Annotated in this window: 26 protein-coding genes and 1 pseudogene; 17 read left to right on the forward strand and 10 right to left on the reverse strand. The window is 74.9% G+C overall.

Annotation, left to right across the window (positions count from 1 at the left end; translation table 11 throughout):
* Positions 1-6 precede the first annotated feature (6 nt).
* Positions 7-1341, forward strand: coding sequence for a glutamate mutase L (locus ACQP12_RS17310; protein WP_433280125.1), 1335 nt, complete (start codon positions 7-9; stop codon positions 1339-1341).
* 206 nt (positions 1342-1547) lie between these two features.
* Here the strand turns inward: ACQP12_RS17310 and ACQP12_RS17315 are convergent, their stop codons facing one another.
* A complete protein-coding gene (locus ACQP12_RS17315) occupies positions 1548-2441 on the reverse strand; it encodes a helix-turn-helix domain-containing protein (protein ID WP_433280127.1) in 894 nt (297 codons plus the stop codon).
* A gap of 196 nt (positions 2442-2637) precedes the next feature.
* Here ACQP12_RS17315 and ACQP12_RS17320 point away from each other — a divergent pair, with 196 nt between their 5' ends.
* The 7 genes from ACQP12_RS17320 (at position 2638) to ACQP12_RS17350 (ending at position 8324) form a co-directional block, all read left to right on the forward strand.
* Positions 2638-3660 carry a zinc-dependent alcohol dehydrogenase family protein gene (locus tag ACQP12_RS17320; RefSeq protein ID WP_433280129.1) on the forward strand — a complete coding sequence of 341 codons (1023 nt, stop codon included), beginning with the start codon at positions 2638-2640 and terminating at the stop codon, positions 3658-3660.
* Positions 3661-3687: 27 nt separating this feature from the next.
* A complete protein-coding gene (locus ACQP12_RS17325; RefSeq protein ID WP_433280131.1) occupies positions 3688-4101 on the forward strand; it encodes a (R)-mandelonitrile lyase in 414 nt (137 codons plus the stop codon).
* A gap of 462 nt (positions 4102-4563) precedes the next feature.
* Positions 4564-4872, forward strand: coding sequence for a hypothetical protein (locus tag ACQP12_RS17330; protein ID WP_433280133.1), 309 nt, complete (start codon positions 4564-4566; stop codon positions 4870-4872).
* The gene (locus ACQP12_RS17335; protein WP_433280135.1) at positions 4869-5267 is read left to right on the forward strand and encodes a hypothetical protein; all 399 of its coding nucleotides are present in this window, start codon (positions 4869-4871) and stop codon (positions 5265-5267) included. Before ACQP12_RS17330 ends, ACQP12_RS17335 begins: the two co-directional genes overlap by 4 nt.
* A gap of 78 nt (positions 5268-5345) precedes the next feature.
* Positions 5346-6941, forward strand: a complete 1596-nt coding sequence (gene lnt, locus ACQP12_RS17340; protein WP_433289313.1) for an apolipoprotein N-acyltransferase — start codon at positions 5346-5348, stop codon at positions 6939-6941.
* Positions 6942-6989: 48 nt separating this feature from the next.
* Positions 6990-7754 (forward strand): polyprenol monophosphomannose synthase, encoded by a 765-nt coding sequence (locus ACQP12_RS17345; RefSeq protein ID WP_433289315.1) that lies wholly within the window; start codon positions 6990-6992, stop codon positions 7752-7754.
* A gap of 54 nt (positions 7755-7808) precedes the next feature.
* Positions 7809-8324 (forward strand): FxsA family protein, encoded by a 516-nt coding sequence (locus ACQP12_RS17350; RefSeq protein ID WP_357946653.1) that lies wholly within the window; start codon positions 7809-7811, stop codon positions 8322-8324.
* Between the two features lie 66 nt (positions 8325-8390).
* On the opposite strand, the gene ACQP12_RS17355 is transcribed toward ACQP12_RS17350, so the two are convergent.
* On the reverse strand, positions 8391-8732 hold the full coding sequence (locus tag ACQP12_RS17355) for an RNA polymerase-binding protein RbpA (RefSeq protein ID WP_046564157.1): 342 nt from the start codon (positions 8730-8732) through the stop codon (positions 8391-8393).
* Positions 8733-8952: 220 nt separating this feature from the next.
* On the opposite strand from ACQP12_RS17355, the gene ACQP12_RS17360 reads away from it, so the two are divergent.
* Complete coding sequence (locus ACQP12_RS17360; RefSeq protein ID WP_433280137.1) at positions 8953-10434, forward strand: peptide MFS transporter; 1482 nt, start codon at positions 8953-8955, stop codon at positions 10432-10434.
* A 12-nt stretch (positions 10435-10446) separates the two neighbouring features.
* Here the strand turns inward: ACQP12_RS17360 and ACQP12_RS17365 are convergent, their stop codons facing one another.
* From ACQP12_RS17365 to ACQP12_RS17375, 3 genes are all read right to left on the reverse strand, one after another.
* Positions 10447-11037: a pyridoxamine 5'-phosphate oxidase family protein gene (locus ACQP12_RS17365; RefSeq protein WP_433280139.1), complete on the reverse strand. Its 591-nt coding sequence runs from the start codon at positions 11035-11037 to the stop codon at positions 10447-10449.
* A gap of 73 nt (positions 11038-11110) precedes the next feature.
* Positions 11111-12229, reverse strand: a complete 1119-nt coding sequence (locus ACQP12_RS17370; RefSeq protein ID WP_433280141.1) for a hypothetical protein — start codon at positions 12227-12229, stop codon at positions 11111-11113.
* A gap of 26 nt (positions 12230-12255) precedes the next feature.
* Positions 12256-12834: a helix-turn-helix domain-containing protein gene (locus ACQP12_RS17375; RefSeq protein WP_433280142.1), complete on the reverse strand. Its 579-nt coding sequence runs from the start codon at positions 12832-12834 to the stop codon at positions 12256-12258.
* 70 nt (positions 12835-12904) lie between these two features.
* On the opposite strand from ACQP12_RS17375, the gene ACQP12_RS17380 reads away from it, so the two are divergent.
* Positions 12905-14359, forward strand: coding sequence for an MFS transporter (locus tag ACQP12_RS17380; protein WP_433280144.1), 1455 nt, complete (start codon positions 12905-12907; stop codon positions 14357-14359).
* Here the strand turns inward: ACQP12_RS17380 and ACQP12_RS17385 are convergent.
* Complete coding sequence (locus ACQP12_RS17385; RefSeq protein ID WP_433280146.1) at positions 14305-15672, reverse strand: MFS transporter; 1368 nt, start codon at positions 15670-15672, stop codon at positions 14305-14307. The genes ACQP12_RS17380 and ACQP12_RS17385 overlap by 55 nt on opposite strands.
* 67 nt (positions 15673-15739) lie before the next feature.
* On the opposite strand from ACQP12_RS17385, the gene ACQP12_RS17390 reads away from it, so the two are divergent.
* From ACQP12_RS17390 to ACQP12_RS17410, 5 genes are all read left to right on the forward strand, one after another.
* On the forward strand, positions 15740-16390 hold the full coding sequence (locus tag ACQP12_RS17390; RefSeq protein ID WP_433280148.1) for a TetR/AcrR family transcriptional regulator: 651 nt from the start codon (positions 15740-15742) through the stop codon (positions 16388-16390).
* A 56-nt stretch (positions 16391-16446) separates the two neighbouring features.
* Positions 16447-17760, forward strand: a complete 1314-nt coding sequence (locus ACQP12_RS17395) for a flavin-containing monooxygenase (RefSeq protein ID WP_433280150.1) — start codon at positions 16447-16449, stop codon at positions 17758-17760.
* The gene (locus ACQP12_RS17400; RefSeq protein WP_433280152.1) at positions 17757-18581 is read left to right on the forward strand and encodes an SDR family NAD(P)-dependent oxidoreductase; all 825 of its coding nucleotides are present in this window, start codon (positions 17757-17759) and stop codon (positions 18579-18581) included. The genes ACQP12_RS17395 and ACQP12_RS17400 overlap by 4 nt, the downstream gene beginning before the upstream one ends.
* Before the next feature lie 9 nt (positions 18582-18590).
* Positions 18591-19100, forward strand: coding sequence for an NUDIX hydrolase (locus ACQP12_RS17405; RefSeq protein WP_433280154.1), 510 nt, complete (start codon positions 18591-18593; stop codon positions 19098-19100).
* 114 nt (positions 19101-19214) lie between these two features.
* Positions 19215-19763: a GNAT family N-acetyltransferase gene (locus ACQP12_RS17410; RefSeq protein ID WP_433280156.1), complete on the forward strand. Its 549-nt coding sequence runs from the start codon at positions 19215-19217 to the stop codon at positions 19761-19763.
* Between the two features lie 11 nt (positions 19764-19774).
* On the opposite strand, the gene ACQP12_RS17415 is transcribed toward ACQP12_RS17410, so the two are convergent.
* From ACQP12_RS17415 to rox, 3 genes and pseudogenes are all read right to left on the reverse strand, one after another.
* Positions 19775-20476 (reverse strand): sulfite exporter TauE/SafE family protein, encoded by a 702-nt coding sequence (locus ACQP12_RS17415; RefSeq protein ID WP_433280158.1) that lies wholly within the window; start codon positions 20474-20476, stop codon positions 19775-19777.
* Between the two features lie 11 nt (positions 20477-20487).
* The gene (locus tag ACQP12_RS17420) at positions 20488-20913 is read right to left on the reverse strand and encodes a YkvA family protein (RefSeq protein WP_433280160.1); all 426 of its coding nucleotides are present in this window, start codon (positions 20911-20913) and stop codon (positions 20488-20490) included.
* A gap of 72 nt (positions 20914-20985) precedes the next feature.
* Positions 20986-22412 (reverse strand): annotated as a pseudogene (gene rox / locus ACQP12_RS17425) (rifampin monooxygenase).
* Between the two features lie 368 nt (positions 22413-22780).
* Here rox and ACQP12_RS17430 point away from each other — a divergent pair.
* Positions 22781-23260 (forward strand): DUF1992 domain-containing protein, encoded by a 480-nt coding sequence (locus ACQP12_RS17430; protein ID WP_433280162.1) that lies wholly within the window; start codon positions 22781-22783, stop codon positions 23258-23260.
* An 8-nt stretch (positions 23261-23268) separates the two neighbouring features.
* Here ACQP12_RS17430 and ACQP12_RS17435 read toward each other — a convergent pair whose 3' ends face one another.
* The gene (locus ACQP12_RS17435) at positions 23269-24648 is read right to left on the reverse strand and encodes an FAD-dependent monooxygenase (RefSeq protein ID WP_433289317.1); all 1380 of its coding nucleotides are present in this window, start codon (positions 24646-24648) and stop codon (positions 23269-23271) included.
* A gap of 843 nt (positions 24649-25491) precedes the next feature.
* On the opposite strand from ACQP12_RS17435, the gene ACQP12_RS17440 reads away from it, so the two are divergent.
* Complete coding sequence (locus ACQP12_RS17440) at positions 25492-25740, forward strand: hypothetical protein (RefSeq protein WP_357946605.1); 249 nt, start codon at positions 25492-25494, stop codon at positions 25738-25740.
* Positions 25741-25773 lie beyond the last annotated feature (33 nt).

Genomic DNA, 25773 nt, shown 5'->3' on the forward strand with positions numbered 1-25773 from the left:
CTCTGCGTGAACCTCGCCGTCTGCGCCGACGTCGGGTCGACGTACACCAAGGCCGCGGTGGTCGACCTCGACGGCGGCCGCCTCGTCGCCGCGGCGGCCGCCCCGACCACCGTCGGCACCGACGTGCTGCACGGCCTGGACGCCGCCGTCGGCGCCGCCACCGCCGGGCTCGCCGCGCGGGACCTGCCCTGGTACGTGTGCTCGTCGGCCGGCGGCGGCCTGCGGCTGGCCGTCATCGGCTACGAGCCCCTCGTCACCGCGCAGGCCGGCCGGCGGGTCGGGCTGTCCGCCGGGGCGAACGTGGTGCACGTGGCCGCCGGGCGCCTCGGCGCGGCCGAGTTGACCGCGCTGCGCGCCGCCCGCCCCGACGTGGTGCTGCTCGTCGGCGGCACCGACGGCGGCGACGCCGACACCCTCACCCACAACGCCACCCGGCTGGCGCGGGCGCGCTGGCGGGTGCCCGTGGTGCTCGCCGGCAACGCCGACGTCCGCGACGACCTGCACGACCTGCTCGCCGCGGCGAAGGTGCCGGTCACCGCCGCCGACAACGTGCTGCCCCGCATCGGGGTGCTCGCCCCCGCGCCGGCCCGCGCCGCGATCCGGGAGGTGTTCCTGCGGCACGTCATCGGCGGCAAGAAACTGTCCCGCGGCAGCCGGTTCGCCCGCCTGGTGCGGGCCGCCACCCCCGACGCGGTGCTCACTGGCGTGGAGGTCCTCGCCGACGCCCTCGGCGGGGACCTGGCCGTCGTCGACGTCGGCGGCGCAACCACCGACGTGTACTCGGTGCTCACCCCCGACGAGCGCGACAGCGGCCCCAGCCAGGAGGTCGCCGGCGCGCTGTGGCGGGCCCGCACCGTCGAGGGGGACCTCGGCATGCGGTGGAGCGCCCCCGGCGTGGTCCGCGCCGCCGCCGAGGAACGACTCCTCGCCCCCGGCGAGGACGACGACCTGGCCGCCGCGGCGGCCGTGCGGGCCGCCGACCCCGGCTTCCTGCCCGCCGACGACACCGACCGGGCCGCCGACCGGCGCATCGCCGCGCTCGCTGCGACGGTGGCGCTGCGCCGCCACGCCCGCGGCGCCGCCACCGGCGAGCGCGCCGGGCGGGACCTGCGCGACGTCAAGCTGATGGTCGGCTCCGGCGGGGTGCTCCGGCACGCGGCGCCCGCCGACGCCGCCGGGGTCCTCGCCGCCGTCCTCGGCGACCACGCCGGCGGGTGGCCGCTGCCCCGGGCCGCCCGCCCCGTGGTCGACGTCGACTACGTCCTGGCCGCCGGCGGGCTGCTCGCCGCCGACCACCCGGGCGCGGCGGCCGCCCTGCTGCGCCGACACCTCTCCGGCTGACCACGCCGGGCGCCTCTCCGGCTGACGGCGCCGAGGCAGCTCGCCGGTAGCGCGCCGGGCACATCGCCGACTGAGCGCGCCGGGCAGCTCTCCGACTGAGCGCGCCGGGCAGCTCGCCGATCAGGCGCGCCGGTCGCATCGCCGGGACGGCGGGGCGGCGGCCTCGGGCCCGGTGCCGCCGCGGCGAGGACCAGCCGCGGTGTGGGCTATTCGGCGGCGAGCTTCTCGCCGCGGGCGTCCGCCTCCCGCGAGGCGGCCCAGGAGGCCAGCAACCGGAGGTTGTCCTCGGCCGCGGTGCCCGGCTCGGCGGTGTAGACGACGAGGCTGAGGCCGGGTTCGGCGGTCATCGCGAGGGTCTCGAAGGCGAGGGTGAGGTCCCCGACGGCCGGGTGGTGGAAGCGTTTGGTGCCGGTGCCGTGCCGGCGGACGTTGTGGGCGCCCCACCGGATGCGGAAGGCGTCGCTGCGGGTGGACAGCTCGCCCACCAGGTCGTGGAGGTCCTTGTCGTGGGGGTCGCGGCCCGCCTCGGTGCGCAGCACGTCCACGGTGACGTCGGCCATGAGTTCCCAGTCGGGGTAGAAGCGGCGGGCCGCCGGGTCGAGGAACTGGTAGCGGGCCAGGTTCGGCGGCGGGGAGCCGAAGGCGGGGTAGATGTCGCTGAAGAAGCCGCGGGCGAGCTGGTTGGTGGCCAGCAGGTCCAGGCGGCCGTTGCTCACGTACGCGGGGCCGGCGGTCACCGCGTCCAGGGTCCACTGCAGGCTGCGGTGCAGCGGGGTGTGCCGGCCCGCGCGCCGGCGTGGTCGGGCGAGGGTGTCGGAGCCCTCGGCGGCCTGGGCCAGGTGGAGCAGGTGGGCGCGTTCGGCGTCGTCGAGCTGCAGGGCGCGGGCCACGGCCTCGAGGACGCCGGGGGAGACGCCCGCGAGGTGGCCGCGTTCGAGCTTGGCGTAGTACTCGACGCTGACGTCGGCGAGCGCGGCGACCTCGCTGCGGCGCAGCCCCTTCACGCGGCGCCGGGTTCCGGCCGGCAGGCCCGCCCGCTCCGGGGTGATCTTGGCGCGCCGCGAGACGAGGAAGTCGCGGACCTGGTCATGGTTGTCCACGCGATCGACCGTACGCGGCGTGCGCGGCGGCAGCCATGTACTGCCGGTACACCCCTCAGCAGGCACTCCCTGCCGGCGCGGAAACGGAGTTACCTGGACCCCGGGCGGGACTAGCCACCCGCTGTCGGGGCAATCCGTGAGGCGGCGCACCGCCGGCCCCACCGTGAACGTCAAGCGATCGGCAAGGGAGAACATCATGCGTGGCGTCGTCATGCACGCGCCCGGCGACATCCGGGTGCAGGACCGCCCGGATCCGCGGATCGAACAACCGACCGACGCCGTCATCCGGGTGTCGGCGACGTGTGTGTGCGGCTCGGACCTGTGGCCGTACCGGGGCGTCCAGAAGGTGGACGGCCCGACGCCGATGGGCCACGAGTACGTCGGCATCGTCGAAGAGGTCGGCGCGGAGGTGAGGACCGTCAAGCCGGGGCAGTTCGTGGTCGGCTCGTTCTGGGCCTCCGACAACACCTGCGAGATCTGCCGGGACGGCTACCAGTCCGCCTGCGTGCACCGGGTGCCGATGGGCATGTTCGGGTCGCAGGCGCAGTACCTGCGGGTACCGCTCGCGGACGGCACCCTCGTGGCCACGCCCGAGGTGCCGCCCGCCGACCTGATCCCCAGCTACCTGGCGGCGTCCGACGTGCTGGGCACCGGCTGGTTCGCCGCGGTCGCCGCCCAGGCCGGCCCCGGCCGGACCGTCGCGGTCGTCGGCGACGGCGCGGTCGGCCTGCTCGCCGTCCTGGCGGCCCGGCAGCTGGGCGCCGAGCGCGTCATCGCGATGAGTCGGCACGAGTCACGGCAGAAGCTCGCCCGCGAGTTCGGCGCCACCGACATCGTCACCGAACGGGGCGAGGAGGGCGTGGCCAGGATCAAGGACCTGACCGGCGGGCTCGGCGCGCACTCGGTGGTGGAGGCGGTCGGCACGCAGGAGTCGATGATGCAGGCGATCCACTCCGCCCGGGCCGGTGGGCACGTCGGGTTCGTCGGCGTCACCCACGACGTGGCGGTGCCCGGCATGGAGATGTTCTGGTCCCTGGTGCACCTGCACGGCGGCCCCGCACCCGTGCGCCGGTTCCTGCCGGACCTGATGCGCCTGATCGGTGCCGGCACGATCGACCCGGGCCGGGTCTTCGACCTCGACCTTCCCCTCGAGCAGGCCGCCGAGGGTTACACGGCGATGGATGAGCGCCGCGCCGTCAAGACGCTGCTGCGGCCCTGACCAACCCACCCGACCCGAGGAGCGCGCATGGAACTGCGGCCCGTCAACCCGACCGTGAAGGCGCCCGCGCGGAACTTCACCGGCGACGTCTACCTGACCCCGGTGTACAACGGCACCGAGCCGTCCCGGATGACCGTCGCCCTCGTCCGCTTCACCCCCGGCGCCCGCACCCACTGGCACTCCCACGCGGTCGGCCAGACCCTGCACGTCACCGAGGGCGTCGGGCTGGTCGGCACCCGCGACGGCACCGTGCTGCGCGTACGCGCGGGCGACACCGTCATCTGCCCACCCGGCGAGGAACACTGGCACGGCGCCACCGACGACACCTTCATGAGCCACCTCGCCATGCTGGAGTCGCTGCCCGGCGGGCAGGACCCCACCACCTGGCTCGAACCCGTCCCCGACGAGCACTACCGGTCCGCCAACCAGCGCGACACCTGACGGCCCGGCACCCCGCCCGGGCATGGGCGACATCGAGACGCGCCGACGCGACACGCCGTGTCGCAACACACGACAGGCCCGGGTGGGTTGACAGCGGCGGGGGTCCACGCCGTACCGTCTTTGAGTCCTACCACGGGAAGCGGCTGTTGTTCGCTTCGTCCCTTCGTCCGCTGGCCGAGCGACCGGAAGGTTGCGGCGGCCAGGTCCAGCGGGCGGGGGTCGGCGGGGCGGCGCGAACCGGCCGCGGTTACCGGTGTACGGGCAGGGTGAGAGGCACGGCCAGTAGACAACGGCCAGGCGGGGGCAGCCAGTCCACGTCGGGTCGGTCCGAAGGTCGGCGCCGATCGCCCTCGCCCCACCGGCCGGGAAGGGCCTGGGAGCATCGGGGCGCGGCATCAGCCGCGCCCCGATTTTCGTTTCCCCGCCTCCACCAGCACGGTGCTACCGGCTATGCTGCGCGGTATGACCGGAGCGGTGCGGAAACTGTCGATCTCGGTCCCGCCGGACGTCGCGGAACGCCTCGAACGCGAACCCAACGCCAGCGCCTTCCTGGTGCACGCCGCGCGGGCGCTGATGCGCCGGGAAGCCCTCGACGCCGAGCTCGCCCACCAGGGCATCGCGGTCACCGAGGAGGGAATCGCCCGGGCGCGCGCCGCGCGCGCCGCCGTCGACGTCGCCTGGCCGGCCGAGCGCTACCAGGCGATCCGGGAACGGGTGCGGCACACCGCAACCGGCGACGAGGACCACGCGGGCCGGGCCAGCGCCGCGTGAGCGACCCCGACGCGCCGCCCGTGCGGCTGGTGCTCGACCGGTCGGCGCTGCTGGCGTACCTGGCCGGGTCGGTGCACGTGGGGGAGACCCTGCACGAGGTGATCGCCGACGGCGTGCGCTTCGGGGTGCCCGTGCCCGCCGCCGCCGAGGCGTACGCGGCCGTCAACGACCCGAAGGACCGGGCGGCGCTGCGGCGGCTGCTCGCCCTGGACGCCTGCGCCGTGCTGGCCACCGAGGGTGGTTCGTGGCAGGAACTGGCGTACTGGCGGGGCTTCACCGGGCGGGTCGACCTGGCCGCCACCGTGCTGGCCTGCCTCGACCACGACGCCCCGATCCTCACCGGCGAGGCCCGCTACGGCGACGACGACCTGCCGGTCATCCGGCTGCCGGAGTGAGCCGGCCCGGACGGGCCGACGGGCCGGTCCGCCGGGTAGCCTTCGGCGCGTGATCGTGGTGAGGTGCCGGTGACGACGCTGGACCGGGAAGAGACGCGTGCCACCGGCGGGGCACGCCCGGGCGCCGGCGGGCGACCCCTGCCCCTGAAACTGGCCGTCCCGGCGGCCCTGCTGGCCGGTCTGGCGCTGCTCGCCGCCTTCCCCCCGTACGGGCTGTGGCCCCTGGCCCCGGCGGGTGTGGCGCTGCTCGCCGCCGCGGCGCACCGGCGGCGGCTGCGCGCCGGCGCCGGGCTGGGCTTCCTCGCCGGGGTGGCGCTGTTCGCGCCGCTGCTGGAATGGACCAACCTGCACACCGGCTACGTGCCGTGGCTGCTGCTGTCCCTGCTGCAGGCCGCCTACCTGGCGCTGCTCGGCGCCGCCACCGCCTGGATGTCCCCGCTGGTCGACCGGCACCGCGCGGCGTGGCCGCTGGTCACCGGGGTGCTGTGGGTGGGGCAGGAGGCGCTGCGCGACCGCACCCCGTTCGGCGGGTTCCCGTGGGGGCGGCTGGCGTTCAGCCAGGACACCTCCCCGCTGCTGCGGCTGGCCGCGCTCGGCGGCGCCCCGCTGGTCACCTTCGCCGTCGCCCTCGCCGGCGGGATCCTGCTCGCCCTCGCCTGGCGCGACTGGCGCCAGCCCGTCGGGCTGTGGCGCCCCGTGGCCGGGCTCACCGCCGCCCTGGCCGCGGTGCTCGCCGCCGGCCCCGCCGTGCCGGCCGGGGTACGCGGCGGCGGCGACACCGTCACCGTGGCCATCGTCCAGGGCAACGTGCCCCGCCTCGGGCTGGACTTCAACGCCCAACGGCAGGCCGTGCTGAACAACCACGTCGACGCCACCCTGAAACTGGCCGAACAGGTCGCCGCGGGCACACAACGCCACCCCGACCTCGTGGTGTGGCCGGAGAACTCCAGCGACATCGACCCGCTGCGCTACCCCGGCGCCGGCGACCGGATCTCCCAGGCCGCGGACACCATCGGCGCGCCGATCCTGGTCGGCGCCGTGCTCCTCGGCCCCGGCGAGGGCCAGGTCCGCAACGCCGGCCTGCTGTGGCGCCCCGGCAGCGGCGCCGACCTGGAGCAGCTCTACACCAAACGGCACCCCGTGCCGTTCGCCGAGTACGTGCCGCTGCGCGAGATCGCCCGGATGGTCAGCTCCGAGGTCGACCGGGTCCGCTCCGACTTCGTCCCCGGCAGCACCCCCGGCGTGCTGGACACCGGCCCCGCCGTCCTCGGCGACGTGATCTGCTTCGAGGTCGCCTACGACGGCATCGTCCGGGACACCGTCACCGGCGGCGCGCAGCTGCTGGTGGTGCAGACCAACAACGCCACGTTCGACGCGGCCGAGGCCCGCCAGCAGCTGGCCATGGTCCGGCTGCGTGCCGTCGAGCACGGTCGTGCCGCCCTGATGGCCTCCACGGTCGGGGTGTCCGGGTTCGTTTCCCCGGACGGGCGGGTAGACGGTGCGACCGGGTTCAACACCGCCGCGGTGGTGGTGCGGCAGATGCGGCTCGGCGACGGGCGTACCCCGGCCACCACGGCGGGGGTGTGGCCGGAGGTGGCCCTCGCGGCGCTCGCCGTCGCGGCCCTGGCCGGCGCGACGGTGCTGCGCCGCCGCCGGGAGGTCGACCCGGGGTAGACGACGGGCGGGAGGCGGTACACGGTGGGCGTGGCAGCCGACAGGCGGATGGTCGGCCATCCCGGGGTGGGACGGGTCCTCGTGGTCATTCCCACCTACAACGAGGCCGACAACGTCGACCGGATCGTCGCCCGGGTACGCGAGGCGGCGCCGGCGGTGGACGTCCTGGTCGCCGACGACAACAGCCCCGACGGCACCGGCGCGATCGCCGACGGCCTGGCCGGCGCCGACCCGCACGTGCAGGTGCTGCACCGCCCCGGCAAGGAAGGCCTCGGGGCCGCGTACCTGGCCGGTTTCGCCTGGGCCCGGGAGCGCGGCTACGACGCCGTGGTGGAGATGGACGCCGACGGCTCCCACGCCCCGGAGGACCTGCCGGCGCTGCTGGACGCCGCCCGCGACGCCGACGTGGTGATCGGCTCCCGGTGGACCCGCGGCGCGCGGGTGCTGAACTGGCCGCTGCGGCGGCTGCTGCTGTCCCGCGCCGGCAACCTGTACGCGCGCCTCGCGCTGGGCGTGCCCGTCTCCGACGCCACCGGCGGCTACCGGGTGTACCGGGCGGCCGCGCTGGACGCCATCGACCTGGCCTCGGTGCGCTCCCAGGGGTACGCGTTCCAGGTGGAGCTGTCCCGGCTGGCGCACCTCGCCGGGGTACGCATGGTCGAGGTGCCGATCACGTTCGCCGAGCGGGAGCACGGCGACAGCAAGATGAGCCCGCTGATCGTGGCCGAGGCGCTGTGGCGGATCACCACCTGGGGATTGCGGGACCGGCGGGCGGCGGCACGCCGCCCCGACGCGTTGGCCCGCTGGCCGTGAGCGCGGGCGTGTCATGCTGGAAGAGCGTGATGACCCCCGGGCGGATGAGGTGAGATGCGCCGAGGACTGAAGTACGTACCACCGGCCCTGCTGCTGCTCGCGTTGCTGGAGCTGACCGTTTTCGTCCTGGTCGGCCGGGGCGTCGGGTTCGGGTTCGCGGTGCTGCTGGTGTTCGCGGCCTCGCTGCTGGGCCTGGTGCTGCTGCGCCGGGAGGGCATGCGGGCCTGGCGCGGCTTCCGGGCCGCCGTGGAATCCGGCCAGCCGCCGGGCCAGCAGGTCACCGACGGTCTGGTGGGTCTGCTGGGTGCGCTGCTGCTGGCGCTGCCCGGCCTGGTCAGCGGCGTGGTCGGGCTGCTGTTGCTGGTGCCGCCGGTACGGCGGCTCGCCGGCGGCGGGGTGCGCCGGGCCACCGAGCGCCGGGTGTCGTCGATGGTCGCCGGTGACCTGTTCGGGCCCCGCCGGGTGCGGGTGCGCCGGGGCGCGCCGCAGCCCACCCCGGCGCCGCAACCGTCGCCGGTGACCGAGCCGGGCCGCGCCATCGAGGGGGAGATCGTCGAACCCGGCCGGTGAAACCGGACAGACATGACGAAGCGCCCCCGGGGTGATCCCCGGGGGCGCTTGCGTCGTTACGGGTGCTCAGGCGCGACCGCGGCGGGTGCGGACCTCCTGCAGCCGCTCGGCGAGGATGTCCTCCAGCTCGGCGATCGAACGCCGCTCCAGCAGCATGTCCCAGTGGGTGCGCGGCGGCTTGGCCTTCTTCTGCTCAGGCTCGCTGCCGTCGACCAGGCGGGCGACGCTGCCGTCGAACTTGCACTCCCAGGTCGTCGGGACCTCGGCGTCGACGGCGAACGGCACCTCGAACTGGTGCCCCTTCGCGCAGAGGTACTCGCGGGTCTGACGCGGCGCGAGCTCCGTGTTGCGGTCGGATTCGTAGCTGACTGCGCCCAGTCGGCTACCGCGCAGCATACGCTCGCCCATGATCGACTTCCCCTCGTTCGTGGTGCTGGTCTTCAGGTGTAACGGCCCGTCACCGCCGCCCCATTCCCGGCACGCCGAGGGCCCGGCGCGGGGTCGGGATCCTCAAGAGTAGCCGGTCATGACAGCTGCCCGGCGGGGTCGTCCCCGGCCGGGCCGAATCGGTGGAGTGTTTCGACTGTCAACGGGGATGTTAGCCGCCTCCACGCGTGCGGAGGTGACGATGACCGGTGACGCGCCGGCCGGGGCCCGGGCGCCCGGCGGGAAGACCTTCTTCGGCCACCCGCGGGCGTTGTCCACGCTGTTCCTCACCGAGATGTGGGAGCGGTTCAGCTTCTACGGCATGCGGGCCATCCTCGTGCTCTACCTGACCGCATCGGTCGCCGACGAGGGGCTGGGCATCGGGGAGTCCACGGCCAACGCCGTCTACGGCACCTACAACGCCATGGTCTACCTCATGGCGCTGCCCGGCGGGTGGGTGGCCGACCGGCTGATCGGCGCGCGGCGCAGCGTGCTCTGGGGCGGCGTCGTGATCGCGGCCGGGCACTACGTGATGGCCGTCCCGGCGCGGTGGAGCGTGTTCGCCGGCATGACGCTGATCGTGCTCGGCACCGGCCTGCTCAAACCCAACATCTCCACCATGGTCGGCGACCTCTACGACCGGGACTCCCCGCGCCGCGACGCCGGCTTCTCGATCTTCTACATGGGCATCAACCTGGGCGCGTTCATCGCCCCGCTGATCACCGGCTTCCTCGGCGAGAAGATCAACTGGCATCTGGGCTTCGGCGCGGCCGCCATCGGCATGACCTTCGGGGTGATCCAGTACGTGCTCGGCCGGCGCAACCTCGGTGACGCCGGCGCCCGGCCCGCCGACCCGCTGCTCGGCGCGGACCGGCGGCGGGCGCTGACCCGCATCGCCGTCGTCGCCGTGGTGGTGCTCGTGGTGCTGGCCGTGCTCGCCCTGATCGGGCTGTTCACCGTCGACACGGTGGTCAACCTGCTCACCCTCGTCACCGTGCTGGTCACCATCGCCTACTTCGCCCGGATCCTGACCGACCGGGAGATCAGCGGCACCGAGCGCAGCCGGATGAAGGCGTACGTGTGGCTGTTCGTCTTCGCCGCGGCGTTCTGGCTGATCTACGACCAGGCCGGGTCGGTGCTGAACATCTTCGCCGAGGACCAGACCGACCGGAACGTGGGCGGCTTCACCTTCCCGGCGTCCTGGCTGCAGTCGGTGAACCCGATCCTGATCATCATCGGGGCGCCGCTGGCCGCCGCGCTGTGGCTGAAACTCGGGCACCGGGTGTCCACGCCGACGAAGTTCGCCGTCGGCCTGGTGCTCAACGGCCTGTCGTTCGTGCTGATGGCCGCCGCCGCGCAGGCCGCCGTCGGCGGCGACCTGGTCTCCCCGTGGTGGCTGGTCGCGGTGTACGCCATCCAGGTCGCCGGCGAGCTGGCGCTGAGCCCGGTGGGCCTGTCGGCCACCACGAAGCTGGCCCCGGTCAAGTACGCCAGCCAGATGCTGGGCCTGTGGTTCCTCGCCACCGCCGTGGGCGACGCGATCGGCGGTCAGGTCGCCCGGCTCGCCGAGAGCTGGTCCGAGCCGACGTACTTCCTGACCTTCGGCCTGGCCTCGGTGGTGCTCGGGCTCGCCGCCGTGATGTTCACCCGGCAGATCCGGCAGCTGATGGCCGGCATCCACTGACGGGCCCGGACGTCACTGGGCCGGGGTCGGCGGCAGCGGCAGCGGCAGGCCCGGCAGCCCGTCGATGCTTGTCGCCACGTGCTCCTTGCCGGCGAAGTACGCGCTCAGCGACGCGTCGTCCTCCCGGGCGAACCGCCGCCCGTGCAGGTCGCGGTCGGCCTCGTAGGTCATCAGCGGCACGGCGTAGCCGCAGGTGTCGCGGATCAGCTCGGCGTGGACCACGATGATCGTCCGCAGGCCGTGCGGGTCCGGGTCGATGTCGGGGAAGTGGCCGAGCAGCTCCGGCCAGCGGGGGTCGTCGCGGAACACCGGCTCGCCCCGCCCGTGCACCCGGACGATGTTCGGCGAGCCGGTGAAGGCGCACCACATCAGGGTGATGCGGCCGTTCTCCCGCAGGTGCGCGACGGTCTCGGCGTTGCTGCCGGCGAAGTCCAGGTAGGCGACCGTCAACTCGTCGAGGACGGCGAAGGAGCCGCGCAGGCCCTTGGGGGAGAGGTTGATGGTGCCGTCGCCGGCCAGCGGTGCGGTGGCCGTGAAGAACATCGGCTGCGCCTCGATGAAGGTCCGCAGCCGCCCGTCGATGCGCTCGTACGTCTTTCCCACGTCCTGATCATCCCCGCCGCGGCGCACCTCCCGCTGACCCGTCCCAGCCCGTGGCCGGCGGGCGCCGTCGGCCTCAGCTCGTGCGGGAGCCCAGCCGGGCCAGCGCACCGGCCAGGTCGCTGACCTGGTCGGCGAGCTGTGCGGCACGCCGCTGGGCGGCGTCGCGGTCGGTCTCGGCGGCGGCCACCCGTACGGTCAGCTCCGCCAGCCGGGCCTCGACGGCGGCGGCCGCCTGCCGCGCGGCCGCCAGGTCGGCGGCCAGGGCGTCCCGCTCGGCGGTCCGGGCCGCCAGCTCCTCCCGAGCGGCCGCGGCCGCCGCCCGGGCGGCCTGCGCCTCGGCGGCCTCCGCGCGGGCCCGCTCGGCCGCCTCCTGCCCGGCCTGCCGCGCCGCCTCGGCCTCCGCGCGGGCCCGGTCCATTGCGGCACGAGCCGCCTCGGCGTCGCCACGGGCCCGGTCGGCCTCGGCGCGCAGCCGCTCGGCCCGCTCCAGGGCCTCACCCGCCGAGCGGGTGGCCCGCTCGGCGTCGACGCGGGCGGCGTCCCGTTCGGCGGTCAGGTCGCTGACCCGGCGGCGCTCACCGTCGCGTTCGGACCGCACGGTACGCAGCTCGTGGCGGGCGGCGTCGCGGTCCCGCTCGGCCTGCACCCGCAGGGCGTGCGCGGCCCCGGCCTCGCCGCGGGCCTCGTCCCGGGCCGCCTCGGCGTGCCGGGCGCGGTCGGCGGCCGCGGCCGACGCGGCCTCGGCACGGTCGGCCCGCTCCCGGTCGGCGTCGCGTTCGGCCAGCGCCGCCTGCGCCTCGTGGCGGGCGCGGGCGGCGGCCGCGGCGGCGTCCTCGGCGTCCCGGCGGGCCTCGTCACGTGCGGTGTGCGCCGCGGCCACCTGGGCGGCCGTCTCGGCGCGGACCTCGGCGAGCTGCCGCTCCACCCCGGCCGGGGACAGCTCGGCGTGCAGCGCCTCGGTGAGGGTCTCCACGATCTGGTCGAGCCGGTCCACCGCCTCCCAGGTGCGGGCCACCTGTCCGGGCAGGCCGGGAGCGTTGCGGTGGCGCATCCGGGAGTTGCGCGACGCCCGCTGGCAGGCGCCGTCGTTGTCCCGGCAGTACCGGAAGGGCCGGCCCGCGCCGGCGCGCTGCGGCACATCACGTCCACAGTGGGCGCAGGGGCGGGTCTCGGGGGCGGTCTGGGCGTCCATCGGCGGCGAAGTCTAGTTGCCGCGGGTCACGACGGTGTCGACGGCCCGGTGCGGACGACGGCCTGGTCGCCGTGTGGTCCGAACAGGTGCAGGATCTCGACGGTGTCCGTGCCGGCGGGGCCGAACCAGTGCGGTTCGCCGGTGTCGAACTCGGCCACCTCGCCGGGGCGGAGGATGAACTCGCGGTCACCGAGGACGAGGCGGAGCCGGCCGGCGAGGACGTAGAGCCATTCGTAGCCGGCGTGGGTGACGAGCGTCGGCTCCCGGGGCGCGAGGACCTGCTTGAAGACCTGTACCCGCCCCGGGTACTGGGTCAGGGGCACCACCACACCGCCGCGCCGTCGCCGGTGCGGCCGCAGGTGGACTCGGGGGTCGCCGGTGGCCGGCGCCGCCACCAGCTGGTCCAGCGCGACGCGGTGGGCACGGGCCAGCGGGATCAGCAGCTCCAGGGTGGGGCGCCGCTTGCCCGACTCGAGCCGGGACAGCTTGCTCACCGAGATGCCGGTCTGCGCCGCGAGGGTCTCCAGCGTCAGCCCGCGGTCGCGGCGCAGCGCGCGCAGCCGCGGTCCGATGCCGTCGAGGAGTTCCGCGAGATCGGTTTCCACACCCGCCATCTTTGCGGTTTCCGCAAGAAGGCTGGGCCCGGGGGCCCGCCCGGTTCGAGCATGACGGGGCATGTTCCCCGACCTGGAGGTGAGCGCCGTGGCCGCGACATCCCTGACCGTGCGATCCGAGTTGACTGCGCGCCGGCGGTGGGCGGTGCTGGCGATCTGCGCGCTGAGCATGTTGCTCGTCGGGCTGGACACCACCATCGTCAACGTGGGCCTGCCCGCCATCGGGCGCGGGCTGGGGGTGGGCACCCGGAGCCTGGAATGGGTCGTGGACGCCTACACCGTGATCCTGGCCAGCCTGCTGATCTCCGCGGGCGCGCTGGCCGACCGGCTGGGCCGCCGCCGGGTCTTCCGGTGGGGGCTGGTCGTCTTCGGCGTCGCGTCCGTGGCGTGCGCGGTGGCCCCGTCGCTCGGCGCGCTCGTCGCGGCGCGGGCCGTCCAGGGGATCGGCGCGTCGATGCTCAGCCCCGTGGCCCTGGCCATCGTGGTGAACGCGATGCCCGACCCCCGGGAACGGGCACAGGCCATCGGGATCTGGGCCTCGGTCTTCGGGCTCAGCATGGCGGCCGGACCGGTCGCCGGCGGCGCGCTCATCGCGGCGCTGGGCTGGCGGTCGGTGTTCTGGATCAACGCCCCGGTCATCGTCGCCGCGCTCGTGCTGAGCGCGCGGTTCGTCCCGGAGTCCCGCGCGCCGCGGGCCCGGCGGCCCGACCTGCCCGGCCAGGTGCTCCTCACCGTCGTGGTGTGCCTCTGCGTCGCCGTGCTCATCGAGGGCCCGCGCATCGGCTGGGCGTCGCCGCCGGCCTGGGCCGCGTACCTGGTCGCCGCCGCGGCCGCCGGGGGTTTCGTGGTGGTCGAGCGGCGTCGCCGCGAACCCCTGATGGAGCTGGGACTGTTCCGGCGGCCGGCCTTCGCCACAGCGGTGCTGGGCGCGGTGGCCGTGTTCGTCGCGCTGACCGTCAGCCTGCTGCTCACCACGCTGTACCTGCAGCACGGCCACGGCTGGACCCCGCTCGCCGCGGGGGCCGCGACCCTGCCCCTGGCGCTGGGGGCGACCGTCTGCGCGCCGCTGTCCGGCCGGCTGGCCGGACGCTACGGGGCGCGGCGGCCGCTCCTGCTCGCCGGCGCGTTCCTCACGGCCGGCGGGCTCATCCTGGTCGACCTGCGCCCCGACCCGGATCTCCGGCAGCTCCTGCCGGCCTACCTGCTCATCGGCATCGGCTTCGGCTTCGCCAACGCCCCGATCACCAACACCGCGGTGAGCGGCCTGCCGCCGGCGCGGGCCGGCGTCGCCGGGGCGATCACCTCCACCGCCCGGCAGCTCGGCTCGGCCGTCGGCATCGCCGTCGCCGGGGGCCTCGTCGCCGGGGTCGGCCCGGCGGGCCTTCACCGCGCGTCCCGCCCGGGCTGGCTCCTGGTCGCGGCCTGCGGCCTGTTCCTCTTCGTCGTCGCCGGCGCGGCCCGTCAGGCGGCGCCGTCGCGGCCGGCGTCGGCGCGGGCCGCGCGGTCGAGGGTGTAGCGGCGTTGCAGCAGCACGGCGACCACCATGAGGGCGGCCGGCAGCAGCCCGAAGCCGTACCGGATCGCCGTCAGCGCGCCCGCCGACTGGGTGACCGTCTGCCCGGCGGCGGAGGCCACGAAGCCCCCGGCGGCCAGGCAGAGCGCGTAGGCGTAGGGGCCCAGCGCCGCGCCGGTGGCCTCGGTGGCGGTCCACACCCCGGTGTAGGTGCCGGCCCGGTCGGTGTCGGCGGCCCGGATCACGTCGGGCAGCATCGAGAAGGGCAGCAGCTGCATCCCGGCGAACGCCACCCCGAGCACCGCCACCGCGCCGACCAGCACCGGCAGCCCGGCCGGCCGGCCGACGGCCAGCACCAGCGCGCCGACGGCGAAGGCCAGCTGGCCGGCGAGCAGCGCCGACTGCTTGCCGACCCGCCGGGCCACCGCCAGCCAGGCCGGGGTCACCAGCAGCGCCGGAGCGACGAACGCGGCGACCAACACGGTGGTCAGTTTCGGGCGGCCCAGCTCGTACTCGGCGTAGTAGGGCACCCCGGCCAGCACCAGGTGGGTGGTGGTCGACATGGCCAGGTAGGCGCCGACCAGCCAGCGGAACTGCCGGTCGCGCAGGCTCGCCGCCAGGGTCGCCCACCCGCCGGCCCGGTGCGGCGGCGACGACGGCACGGCGGCGGTGCGGCGCAGCCGGTCGATCCCGGCGACGCCGACCACCATGGCCGCGAGCATCCCCACCGCGAGCAGGGCAGCCATCCGCAGGTAGCCGGCGCGGGTGGCGGTGTCACCGCCGGCCAGCAGCGGCGCGAGCAGCCCGGAGATCAGGATGCCGAGGGTGAGGACCACCATCCGGAAGGCCATCAGCCGGGTGCGCTCGTGGTAGCCGATCCGCAGGTCCGCCGGGGTGGCCAGGTAGGGCACCTGGTACGCGGCGAAGAGCAGGTTCCCGGCGACGAAGAACACCGCCACCCAGGCCGCGGCCGGGGCGCCGTCCAGCTCGCCGGGCACCGCGAACAGCGCGGCGAAGGCCAGCGGCAGGGCGCAACCGGCCAGCAGCAGCCGCCGCCGGTGGCCGCGGCGGGCCTGCTCGACGTCGCAGCGGTGCCCGATCCAGGGGTGCAGCAGCACGTCGGCGATCTTCGGCACGAGCAGGGTCAGCCCCGCCAGCCACGGTGCCACGGCGAGGACGTCGGTGAGGAAGTAGAGCAGCAGCAGCCCCGGCACGGTGACCCAGACGCCCATGCCGAGCGAGCCGGCGGCGAAGCCGGCCAGCGGGCCGCGCGGCAGGGCGGCGGCGGCCTGCCGCCGCTGGTCGAGCCCGGTCATCGCCTCCTCCTCGGGCACGCCGCCCCCAATCCAACGGTTGCTGGATTGTAGGGGGAACAATGGCGGGATGACCATGCCCCGCCGGCGACCGGGCCGGCCCCGCCGCGGCGACGAACGGCCCACCCGGGAGCTGGTGCTCGCAGCCGCCACCGGGCTCTTCGCCGAACGTGGCTTCGACGCGGTCGGCCTGCGCGACGTGGCCGCCGCGGCCGGCGTCGACGTGGCCACCGTCGCCCACCACACGGGCACGAAGGCGCAGCTCTACGACGCCTGCTTCGCCCGGGTCTTCGCCGCCGAGCGGGAGGTCCTCGAGACGGCCGGGGAGCGCGCCCGATCGGCCCTGGCGGCCGGGCCCGCCGACGCGCTGCGGACGCTGCACGACCTGGTCGACGTGTTCGTCGACTTCCTGGAGGACCGGCCGGAGACGACCGCGCTGTGGCTGCGGCGCTGGCTGGAGCCGCACCGGCACGCCAACCTCGACCAGCGCTACTCGGCCCCGCTCTACACGCTGGTCGAGGAGCTGCTCGCCGCCGCCGCCGCGCGCGGCGCGCTGGTCGAGCCGACCCCCCACGTCACCGTCCGCAGCCTGGTCTGGGCGGTGCACGGGCACGTGGTGGCCCTCGCCGCCGAGCACGGCTCGGACGCCCGGGAGCGACGCGAGTTCCGAGCCTTCGTGCATCGCTTCCTCGACGGGCTGTACCCGCCGGCCAGCCCTTGACGGGCCGGCGCCCGCCGGGGATTATCCAGCGGTCGTTGGATTAAGGAGGCGGGGGCATGGCGGCACCACCCCGGGTGGCGGTCATCGGCGCCGGCGCGGCCGGACTGGCCACCCTCAAGGCCCTCGCGGACACCGGCGTGCCGGCGGTCGCGTTGGAGGCCACCGACACCGTCGGCGGCCTCTGGGTGTACGGGTCACCCGGCTCGCCCGCGTACCGGACGCTGCACCTGAACACCAGCAAGGGGCGCACCCAGTTCGCCGACCACCCGATGCCGGCGCACTGGCCCGACTACCCGGACCACAGCCACATCGCCGGCTACCTCGCCGACTACGCCGACCGGTTCGGACTGCGCGACGCCGTGCGGCTGCGGCACACCGTCGAGCGGGTCACCCCGGCGGCCGGCGGTGGCTGGACCGTGCAGGCCACCGGACCCGACGGGCCGGTCCGCGTCGACGTCGAGGCCGTGGTGGTGGCCAACGGGCACAACCGGGTCCCGAAGTGGCCCGACCCGTACCCGGGCGGATGCACCGCGGAGCAGCTGCACAGCCACGACTACCGGGGCCCGGAGCAGCTGACCGGCCGGCGGGTGCTGGTCGTCGGCGGCGGCAACTCCGCCATGGACATCGCCGTCGACGCCTCGTACGCCGCCGCGCGGACCCTGCTGTCGCTGCGCCGCGGGGTCTGGGTGGTGCCCAAGTACCTGCTCGGCCGCCCCTCCGACACCCTCAACGGGGCGCTCGCCCGCCGGCTGCCCTGGCGGCTGCGGCAGCGGATCAGCCAGACCATGCTCACCGCCACCGTCGGCCCACCCGCCCGGTACGGACTGCCCGCCCCCGCCCACGGTTTCCTCCAGGACCACCCCACGCTCTCCGACGGGCTGCTGTCCCGGCTCACCCACGGCGACATCCAGGCCCGCCCCGGCATCGCCCGGTTCGCCGGCGAGCGGGTCGAGTTCACCGACGGCCGCGCCGACGAGGTGGACCTGGTGATCTGGTGCACCGGCTACCGGGTGGAGGTCCCCTTCCTCGACCCCGAACTGCTCGGCGACGGCGCCGACCGGCTGCCGCTGTACCGGCACGTGTTCCACCTGGACGCCCCAGGGTTGGCCTTCGTCGGGCTGATGCAGTCCACCGGGGCGGCGTTCCCGCTGGTGGAGGCCCAGGCCCGGCTGGTCGCCGGGCGGCTCGCCGGCACCTGGGCGCCACCGGACCCGGCCCGGCAGGCCGCCGCCTCCCGGGCCGAGCTGCGCTCCGCCACCGCCCGGTGGGGGCAGCGCCGGCCACACATGCGGGTCGACTTCGACGCGTACCTGAGCGAGCTGGAGCGGGAGCTGGCCGCCGGGCGCCGCCGGACGGGAGCACGGCGGTGAGCGGGCTGGCCGGACGGCGGGTGCTGGTCACCGGCGCGAGCGGCACCTTCGGGCGGCACCTGTGCACCACGCTGACCGACGCGGGCGCCCGCGTCGTCGGGCTGGACCTGCACCCCGACGAGAGCGGCGAGGTGCCGGTGCTCGGCTGCGACCTGACCGACCCGGCCGCCGTGCCGGCCGCGGTGGCCGCCGCCGTGGACCGGCTCGGCGGGCTCGACCTGCTGGTCAACAACGCGGGCGTGGGCGGACCGGCCCCGGCCGAGCTGCCGCCCGACGAGGTGGTCCGCCGGCAGTTGGAGGTCAACCTGCTCGCCGCCTGGCGCACCACGGCGGCGGCGCTGCCCGCCCTGGAGGCGGCCCGCGGCCGGGTGGTCTTCGTGGCCAGCCGGATGGCCGTGCTGCCGCTGCCCCTCGCGGCCGCGTACGGGGTGAGCAAGCGGGCCCTCGTCGCGTACGCCGACGCGCTGCGCCACGAGGTCGGCACCCACGTCGGGGTCAGCGTCGTCTACCCGAGCATGGTGTCCTCGCCGATCCATGCCAGCACCGCCGAGGCCGGGCTGTCGCTGAGCGGGGTGTCCCGGATGGAACCCGTCGAGGGGGTGGTCGCTGCGATCCTGCGCGCCGCCACCGCCCGCCGGGCGCCCCGGGACGTGGCCACCACCACCCGGGGCCGGCTGGAGCTGGCCCTGGCCCGGCACGCGCCCGCGCTGGCCGACCGGGTGGTGCGCCGTACCGTCGCCGGGCGGATCGCCGCCGGGGACCTGGACGCCGCCCCGCTGGCCGCCGGCATGGTACGGCGGCATCGGCAGGGCCGCCGGTAGGGTGCCGCCATGCCTGTCTCGCCCTACATCGCACGGATGCGCCGGCACATCGGCCGCGACCTGCTCATGCTCTACGGGGTCAGCGCCGTGGTGACCGACGAGGCCGGGCGGGTGCTGCTGGCCCGCCGCGGCGACAACGGCCGCTGGTCCGTGCCGGCCGGCACCGTCGACCCGGGCGAGCAGCCCGCCGACGCGCTGGTCCGCGAGGTCCGCGAGGAGACCGGCATCCAGGTCGAGATCGAGCGGATCGGCGGGGTGGCCACCCACCCGGTCGTCTATCCCAACGGGGACGCCTGCGAATATCTCAACGTCTGGTTCCGCTGCCGGCGGGTCGGCGGGGTGCCCACGGCCGACGGCGACGAGTCCCTCGCGGTCGGCTGGTTCGCCCCCGACGAGCTGCCCGAGCTGGACGAGTGGTCGCGCCTGCGGATCGCCACCGCGCTGCGGGAGGACCCGCACCCCTGGTACGCCGCGCCCGGCGAGCACCACCCCGCCCTGCACCAGCCGGACAACCTCTGACCCCTGTCAGCCCTGGCAGCAGGCTCTGCACCGCCACGTGCCCGTGCGCCGGGTGGACGCGACGCCATGGGAGCGGGCTCGCCGCGCGGCGGCGTGACGGGCCACACTACCGGGATGCCGATCGTGCTCCACGCCGCCGCCACCCTCTCCGCCCCCGGACTGTTGCTGCGACCCTGGCGCGACGACGACGCCGAGGCGTTGCTGGCCGCGTACCGGGATCCGGTGCTGCGCAGCTGGACGCGGTACCCGGTGACCACCCCTGCCGAGGCCCGGGCCTTCCTGCGCCGCAGCCGGCAGGGCTGGGCGGCCGACCGGCGGTTCAGCTTCGCGGTGCTGGAAAACACGGCCGAGGGGGAGCGGCTGGTCGCCAACGTGGTGCTCAAGGAGGTCGCGCCCGGACAACCGGCCGCCGAGGTGGGCTACTGGACGGCGGCGCCGGCCCGGGGCCGTGGGGTCGCGCCACGGGCCGTGGAGGCGGTCACCGGGTGGGCGTTCTCGCGGTTCGCCGCGGGCGGCCTGACCCGGCTGGAACTGCTGCACCAGGTGGACAACCCGGCCTCCTGCCGGGTGGCCGAGAAGAGCGGCTACGTCTTCGCGGAGGTGCTGCCGGCCCGGCCGCCGTTCCCGCGCGACGGTCACCGCCACGTCCGCCTGCGACCCTGAGCCGGGCGCTGTCAGCGGCCGGCCAGGAAGAGCAGGGCGGCCGTGACCAGTCCCGCCTCCACCAGGGCGACGAACGTGCGGTCGTTGATGCGGCCGACGATCCGCCGCCCCACCCACGCCCCGGCCAGGGTGGCCGGGGTCAGTGCCGCGCCGAGCAGCAGCACCTCCTGGCCGAGCAGCCCCGCCCCGGCGTACCCGACGGTCTTGGCCAGGTGCAGGGTGAGCGCGGCCGCCGCCTCGGTGCCCACGTACGCGGCCCGGGTCAGCCCGTACGCCAGGAAGAACGGCGCGGTCAGCGGGCCGACCGACCCGAGCAGCGCCGATCCGAGCCCGGAGGCCGCGCCGACCGCCACGAAGGTCCGCACGCCGGGCCGTTCGGGTGGCCGGCCGAGACGACGCCACGCCACCACGCCCAGCAGGAACACCCCGAGCAGCCGCTTCAGCGCGGCCAGCGGCGCGTGCGCCAACAGCAGCGCCCCGGCCAGGGCGAACGGCACCGCACCGAGCGCGAACCGGCCGGCGAGCTCGGGATGCAGCTCGCGCCGGTTGAGCCAGACCCGGGCGCCGTTGCTGGCGAGCTGGGTGAGGGTGAGCACGGGCACCGCCACGCGCAGCCCGAACAGCGCGGTGAAGACCGGCAGCAACAGCACCGCGCCGCCGAACCCGGTCACCGCGGAGAGCACGGCCAGCAGGAACGCCGCCGCCGAGGCCACCAGCAGGCCGGTCAGCGCTCGTGCCCCTCGGTGCCCGCTCCGGCCGCCGGCGCCGGGCCGAGCAGGCGAAGCAGCAGCCGGGGCTCGCCCGGCCAGGCGTCGAGCAGCACCTGCCGGGGCACCTGCCGGCCCGCGTAGCGCAGCGCGAGCGCCACCACCACGATGTCGTCCAGCGGGCCGATGACCGGCAGGAACTCCGGGATCAGGTCGATGGGGCTGGCCAGCCAGAGCCCGGCGAACACGATCGCGACGCGCGCCCGGCGCGGCACCCGGGGGTCGCGGCGCAACCGGCGCACGGTGGTCAGGCAGTCCGGGATGAAGGCGGCCAGGTCGCGCAGGATGCCCGGCGGCAGCCGCCGGGCCAGCAGCACCAGCAGGACCCAACTGGCCAGCAGGCAGGCCACGGCGACCCCGAGGCCGATGAGCCAGTCGCGCACGCCGGTGGTCCCTCCCGCCCGGGAGTACGGGCCGCCCGCCGGCCCACCAGGACTGTACGCCGCGCCCGCCGCTCAGCCGGTGGCCGCGCCGAACCACCTCGGGATCTGGCCGAGGAGACCAGCCTGGTCCTCGCCGGCCCAGGCCACGTGACCGTCCGGTCGCAGCAGCACGGCGGGCACATCCAGATCGTCGCTGAGGTCGACGACGTGGTCGATCCGGTCGGCCCACCCGGCGACCGAGAGTCGGCCGGTCTGGTCGAGCAGCAGTCCACGTCCGCCACGCGTCAGCTCGTAGAGGCGACCCCGCTTCAGGCCGACGTCCCGCATCCGCCTGCCGAGCAGCTCATGCCCCTCGCCGAAGTCGTAGCGGACCCGATCGCGGTGATCTTCTCGATCAGGTACCGGTTGACGTCCTCGAAGTCCATGAGTTCCGACAGCAGCCGGCGCACCGCCCGGATGCCCGGCTCGGGAGACAACAGCTCCATCTGGGCTCGGGTGTTGTTGAGCACGTCGTCGGCCACCGGGTGGCGCTCGGTGTGGTAGCTGTCGAGCAGCCCCTCCGGCGCCCATCCGTTGACCTCGGCGGCCAGCTTCCAGCCCAGGTTGAACGCGTCCTGGACGCCGAGGTTGAGGCCCTGGCCGCCGGTCGGCGGGTGGATGTGCGCCGCGTCGCCGGCCAGCAGCGCGCGGCCGACCCGGTAGCGCTCGGCCTGCCGGGTGGCGTCGCCGAAACGGGACAGCCAGCGCGGTGAGTGCACGCCGAAGTCGGTGCCGGCGAAGGCCCTCAGCTGCCGCTTGACCTCATCGAGGGTCGGTGGGACGGAGCGGTCCTCGGCCAGCCCCTCGGCGGGCACGACGACCCGGTACACGCCTTCTCCGAACGGCCCGACGCCGAACCGCTTGTGGGTCTTGCGAACCTCGGCGACCACCGTGGCCACGGTCTCCGGAGGCACCGCCACCTCCATCTCGCCCAGCAGCGTCTCCACCCTGCTGGGCTCGCCGGGGAAGCCGACGCCGAGCAGCTTGCGCACCGTGCTGCGGCCGCCGTCGCAGCCGACGAGGTACCGCGAACGCAGCCGCGTGCCGTCGGCCAGTTCGACGGTCACCCCGTCGTCGTCCTGGCTCAGCCCGATCAGCTCGCAGCCGCGGCGGAGGTCGGCGCCCAGCTCGGCGGCGCGCTCGGCCAGCAGGCGGTCGGTGGTGGTCTGCGGGATGCCGAGCACGTAGCCGTGCGCGGTGTCCAGCCGGTCGGGGGAGGGTTTGTCGATGCCGGCGAAGAAGCCGCCGAGCGGGTGCTGCCGGCCGAGCGCGAGAAACCGCTCCAGCAGACCGCGCTGGTCCAGCACCTCGATGCTGCGTACGTGCAGGCCGAGCGCGCGGACGTACGGGGTGGGTTCGGCCTCCTTCTCCAGCACGACCACGTGCACGCCGTGCAGCCGCAACTCGCTGGCCAGCATCAGGCCGGTCGGGCCACCGCCGGCAATGATCACGTCGATCATGAAACCCCTGTTCCGGAGGTGGAATGTCAACAGAGTCCCGCGTACTTCACGAATCACCGATTTCCGCAGGTTCTGGCCTCGGCGGACGATTCTGCGGCACGACCCCGGTCTTGCCGCAAGACCCCCGGTGCGCTATATGTTGAGAGTGGCAAGGAGTGAGTGACCTCCTTGCCTTTGTCGTCTCTCATCCCCGCCGTCCCTTCCGGCGGCGACCGCACCCGCCGGCGCGATCCCGCTGCGCCGACGACCGTGTCCCGGTGCCGCACTCCCGCCCCGGTGACACCGGGGCGGGAACAGCCGAGTCCGGGTCCGCGCTGTACCACCAGGTCAATGACCGGCGGATACGGTGGGAACGGGAGGTGACGGCGGTGACGACAGGCTGGGAGGCCGCGGTCGAGGCGCAGATCCGCTCGGCCCAGGAGCGCGGCGAGTTCGACAACCTGCCCGGGGCCGGCAAGCCGATCCCGGGCCGCGACCTGCCCTACGACGAGGGCTGGTGGATCCGGAGCTTCCTGGAGCGCGAACAGCTTCCGGGCGATCTCCTCCTGCCCACCCCGCTGCAACTGCGCCGCCGCATCGAGCAGCTCCCCGACGAGGTCCGCGACCTGCCCACCGAGGAGTCGGTGCGGGCGTACGTGGCCGCCCTCAACACCGAGGTGGTGGCCTGGCTGCGCACGCCCACCGGGCCGCGCGTCGTGGTGCGCCCGGTCGACGCCAACGACGTGGTCCGCGACTGGCGGGCCGCCCGGGAGCGGGCCGCCGCCGAGCGGGTGGCCGTGGCCACCGACCCGGCGGCCGTCCCGCCCGCGCCGAGGCGTCGCCCATGGTGGCCCTGGCGACGCCGCTGAGCTTCAGCTCAGTTGGGGTTGCCGAACCAGCGGGAGAGGTGCTCGTCCAGGCCCTGCTGATCGTCGCCGATCCAGGCGACGTGGCCGTCGGGGCGTAGCAGCAGGCACGGAACATCCAGTGCCGCCGTGGGGTCCCCGAGGTAGTCGACCCGGTCCGCCCAGCCGCCGACAGTCAGGCGTTCGGTGCGGTCCAGCAGCAGGCCGCGACCGCGGTGCAGCAGACCGTAGAGGTGGCCCTGCTTCACGCCGATGTCGGGCAGGCGGCGGCCCAGCAGGTCGGGGCCCGCGCCGAAGTCGTAGCGGATGCCGATCGCGGTGATCTTCTCGAGCAGATAGCGGTTCACCTCGTCGAAGTCCATCAGTTCGGTGAGCAGCCTGCGCACGGCCCGCGGGCCCGGTTCGGTGGACAGCAGTTCCATCTGGGCGCGGGTGTTGTCCAGCACGTCCTCGGCCACCGGATGACGTTCGGCCTGGTAGGTGTCCAGCAGTGTTTCCGGCGCCCAGCCGCGGATCTGTGCGGCCAGTTTCCAGCCGAGGTTGACCGCGTCCTGGACGCCCAGGTTGAGGCCCTGGCCGCCGATGGGCGGATGGATGTGCGCCGCGTCGCCGGCCAGCAGCGTCCGCCCGACCCGGTAACGTTCGGCCAGCCGGGTGGCATCGCCGAAGCGGGACAACCAGCGCGGCGAGTGCACGCCGAAATCGGTTCCGGCGATGGTGCGCAACTGCTGCTGGAAATCCTCGATGGTGGGCGGTTGCCCACGATCGCCGACCGCCGCGCCGGGGACGATGACGCGGTAGACCCCGACGCCCGCGGGCCCGATGCTGAATCGCCTGTCGGTCTCGCGGACCGCGGCCACCCTGGCGGCGATCTCCTCCTGCGGCACACCCACTTCCATCTCACCCATCAGCGTCGCGGTCCGCGAGGGCTCGCCGGGGAAGCCGACGCCGAGCAGCTTGCGCACCGTACTGCGCCCGCCGTCACAGCCGACGAGATAGCGCGAACGCAGCTGTTCCCCGCCGGCCAGCTCGACGGTCACCCCGTCGTCGTCCTGCTGGAGACCGGCCAGCGCGCAACCGCGCCGGACCTGCGCACCCCGTTCGATCGCGTGTTCCTCGAGCAGGTGCACGATGACCGGCTGCGGGATGCCCAGCAGATAGGCGTGCGCGGAATCCAGGCCCTCGGGCGCGGGCTTGTCGATGGCGGCGAAGTAGGCGCCGGCCGGACGCCGCCGTCCGCGTTCGAGCATGCGCTCCAGCAGCCCGCGCATGGCCATCAGCTCGATGCTGCGGATGTGCAGACCGACTATGCGGGCGAATGACACGGGCTCGGTTTCCTTCTCCAGGACGAGTACCCGCACGTCGTGCAGCCGCAGTTCGGCGGCCAGCATCGCGCCGGTCGGCCCGCACCCGGCAATGATCACGTCGAACGCGACGGGCGGACGATCGGCGCCGGAGGCCGGCGACGTCGACGACGGCTGGGGGGTGAACCGCACAGAGTCCATAGGTGTTGCCTTCCGGGAGTGCCTTGGTGGGGAGGCGCTCCCGGCGACACCTACGTCAGTCGCCCGACCGTGACGGGACGGGGGAGCACCCACATCGCTACAGCGTTCATGGGTCTCACCTCCTCAGGCCGAGTCACGGGCAACTGCAAGCTACAAGCCGAGCACCAACCCGTCCACCTCTTTTCCCCGCCACGAGCCGGCTCGCCAATTAGCGGATTACCGGTAACACCAATCAGTTAAGGCGTCCGGACAATACGGGCAAAACTTACCCACACCATAATGACGCTTTTGGTGTATCCCCGGTCGCGGCCGAGTGCCCGGCAGTCCACAGCCCGCGTCGCCGGACGATCGCCGGGGATCTGGTCGAGAGCTGGATGCCGATCGAAATCGGCCCGCGCCGGGACCCCGGCGAGCGAGAGGAGCCCACGCCGGGAGCCGCAGCGGGTGCTGACCGACGTGCGGGAGACGGTCGAGGACTGGCCGAAGATGCGCCAGCGGACCCGTGGCGCCGTCGTCGGGGACGCCGGAGGCGCACGAGAAGCCGCAGTTCTCCGTCCCGTGGTCGGTCGCCCAGGGCCGCGCATCGGCCGGACCTAGGGTCCGCAGCAGGAGTGACCCACCAGTGGCGGATCCAGAGGGGACTGAGCGAGCCCGCACCCCGGTGCAGCCGGGTTCGCCGTCAGCAACGAGTCCGCCCGAACCGCCGTCGATCGAAAGGACCTCGTCACCATGGCCGTACCCGCTTCGGCGCCCGCGCCGCAGCCGCCCGGCGACCCGGGCGGGCGGCTCCTCCCGAGCCACAAGGCCCTGTTCCTCGCCCTCGTGTTCGTCACCGCGCTGCTGGTGGCCAGCTGGACCGGATTCATCGTCTGGGTCAGCACCGACCAGTTGGCCGACGCCGTCCTGCGGTCCGGTGTGGCCTTCGCCGGCACCGCCGGCCTCTGCCTCGCGGTCTGGACGGCGTACCGCCAGCGGTGACGTCGTGTGCATCCCGCTGGCCGACGCAAGGGC

The sequence above is a fragment of the Micromonospora sp. CA-244673 genome (assembly GCF_050948395.1).
In the GTDB taxonomy this organism is placed as follows: Bacteria; Actinomycetota; Actinomycetes; order Mycobacteriales; family Micromonosporaceae; genus Micromonospora.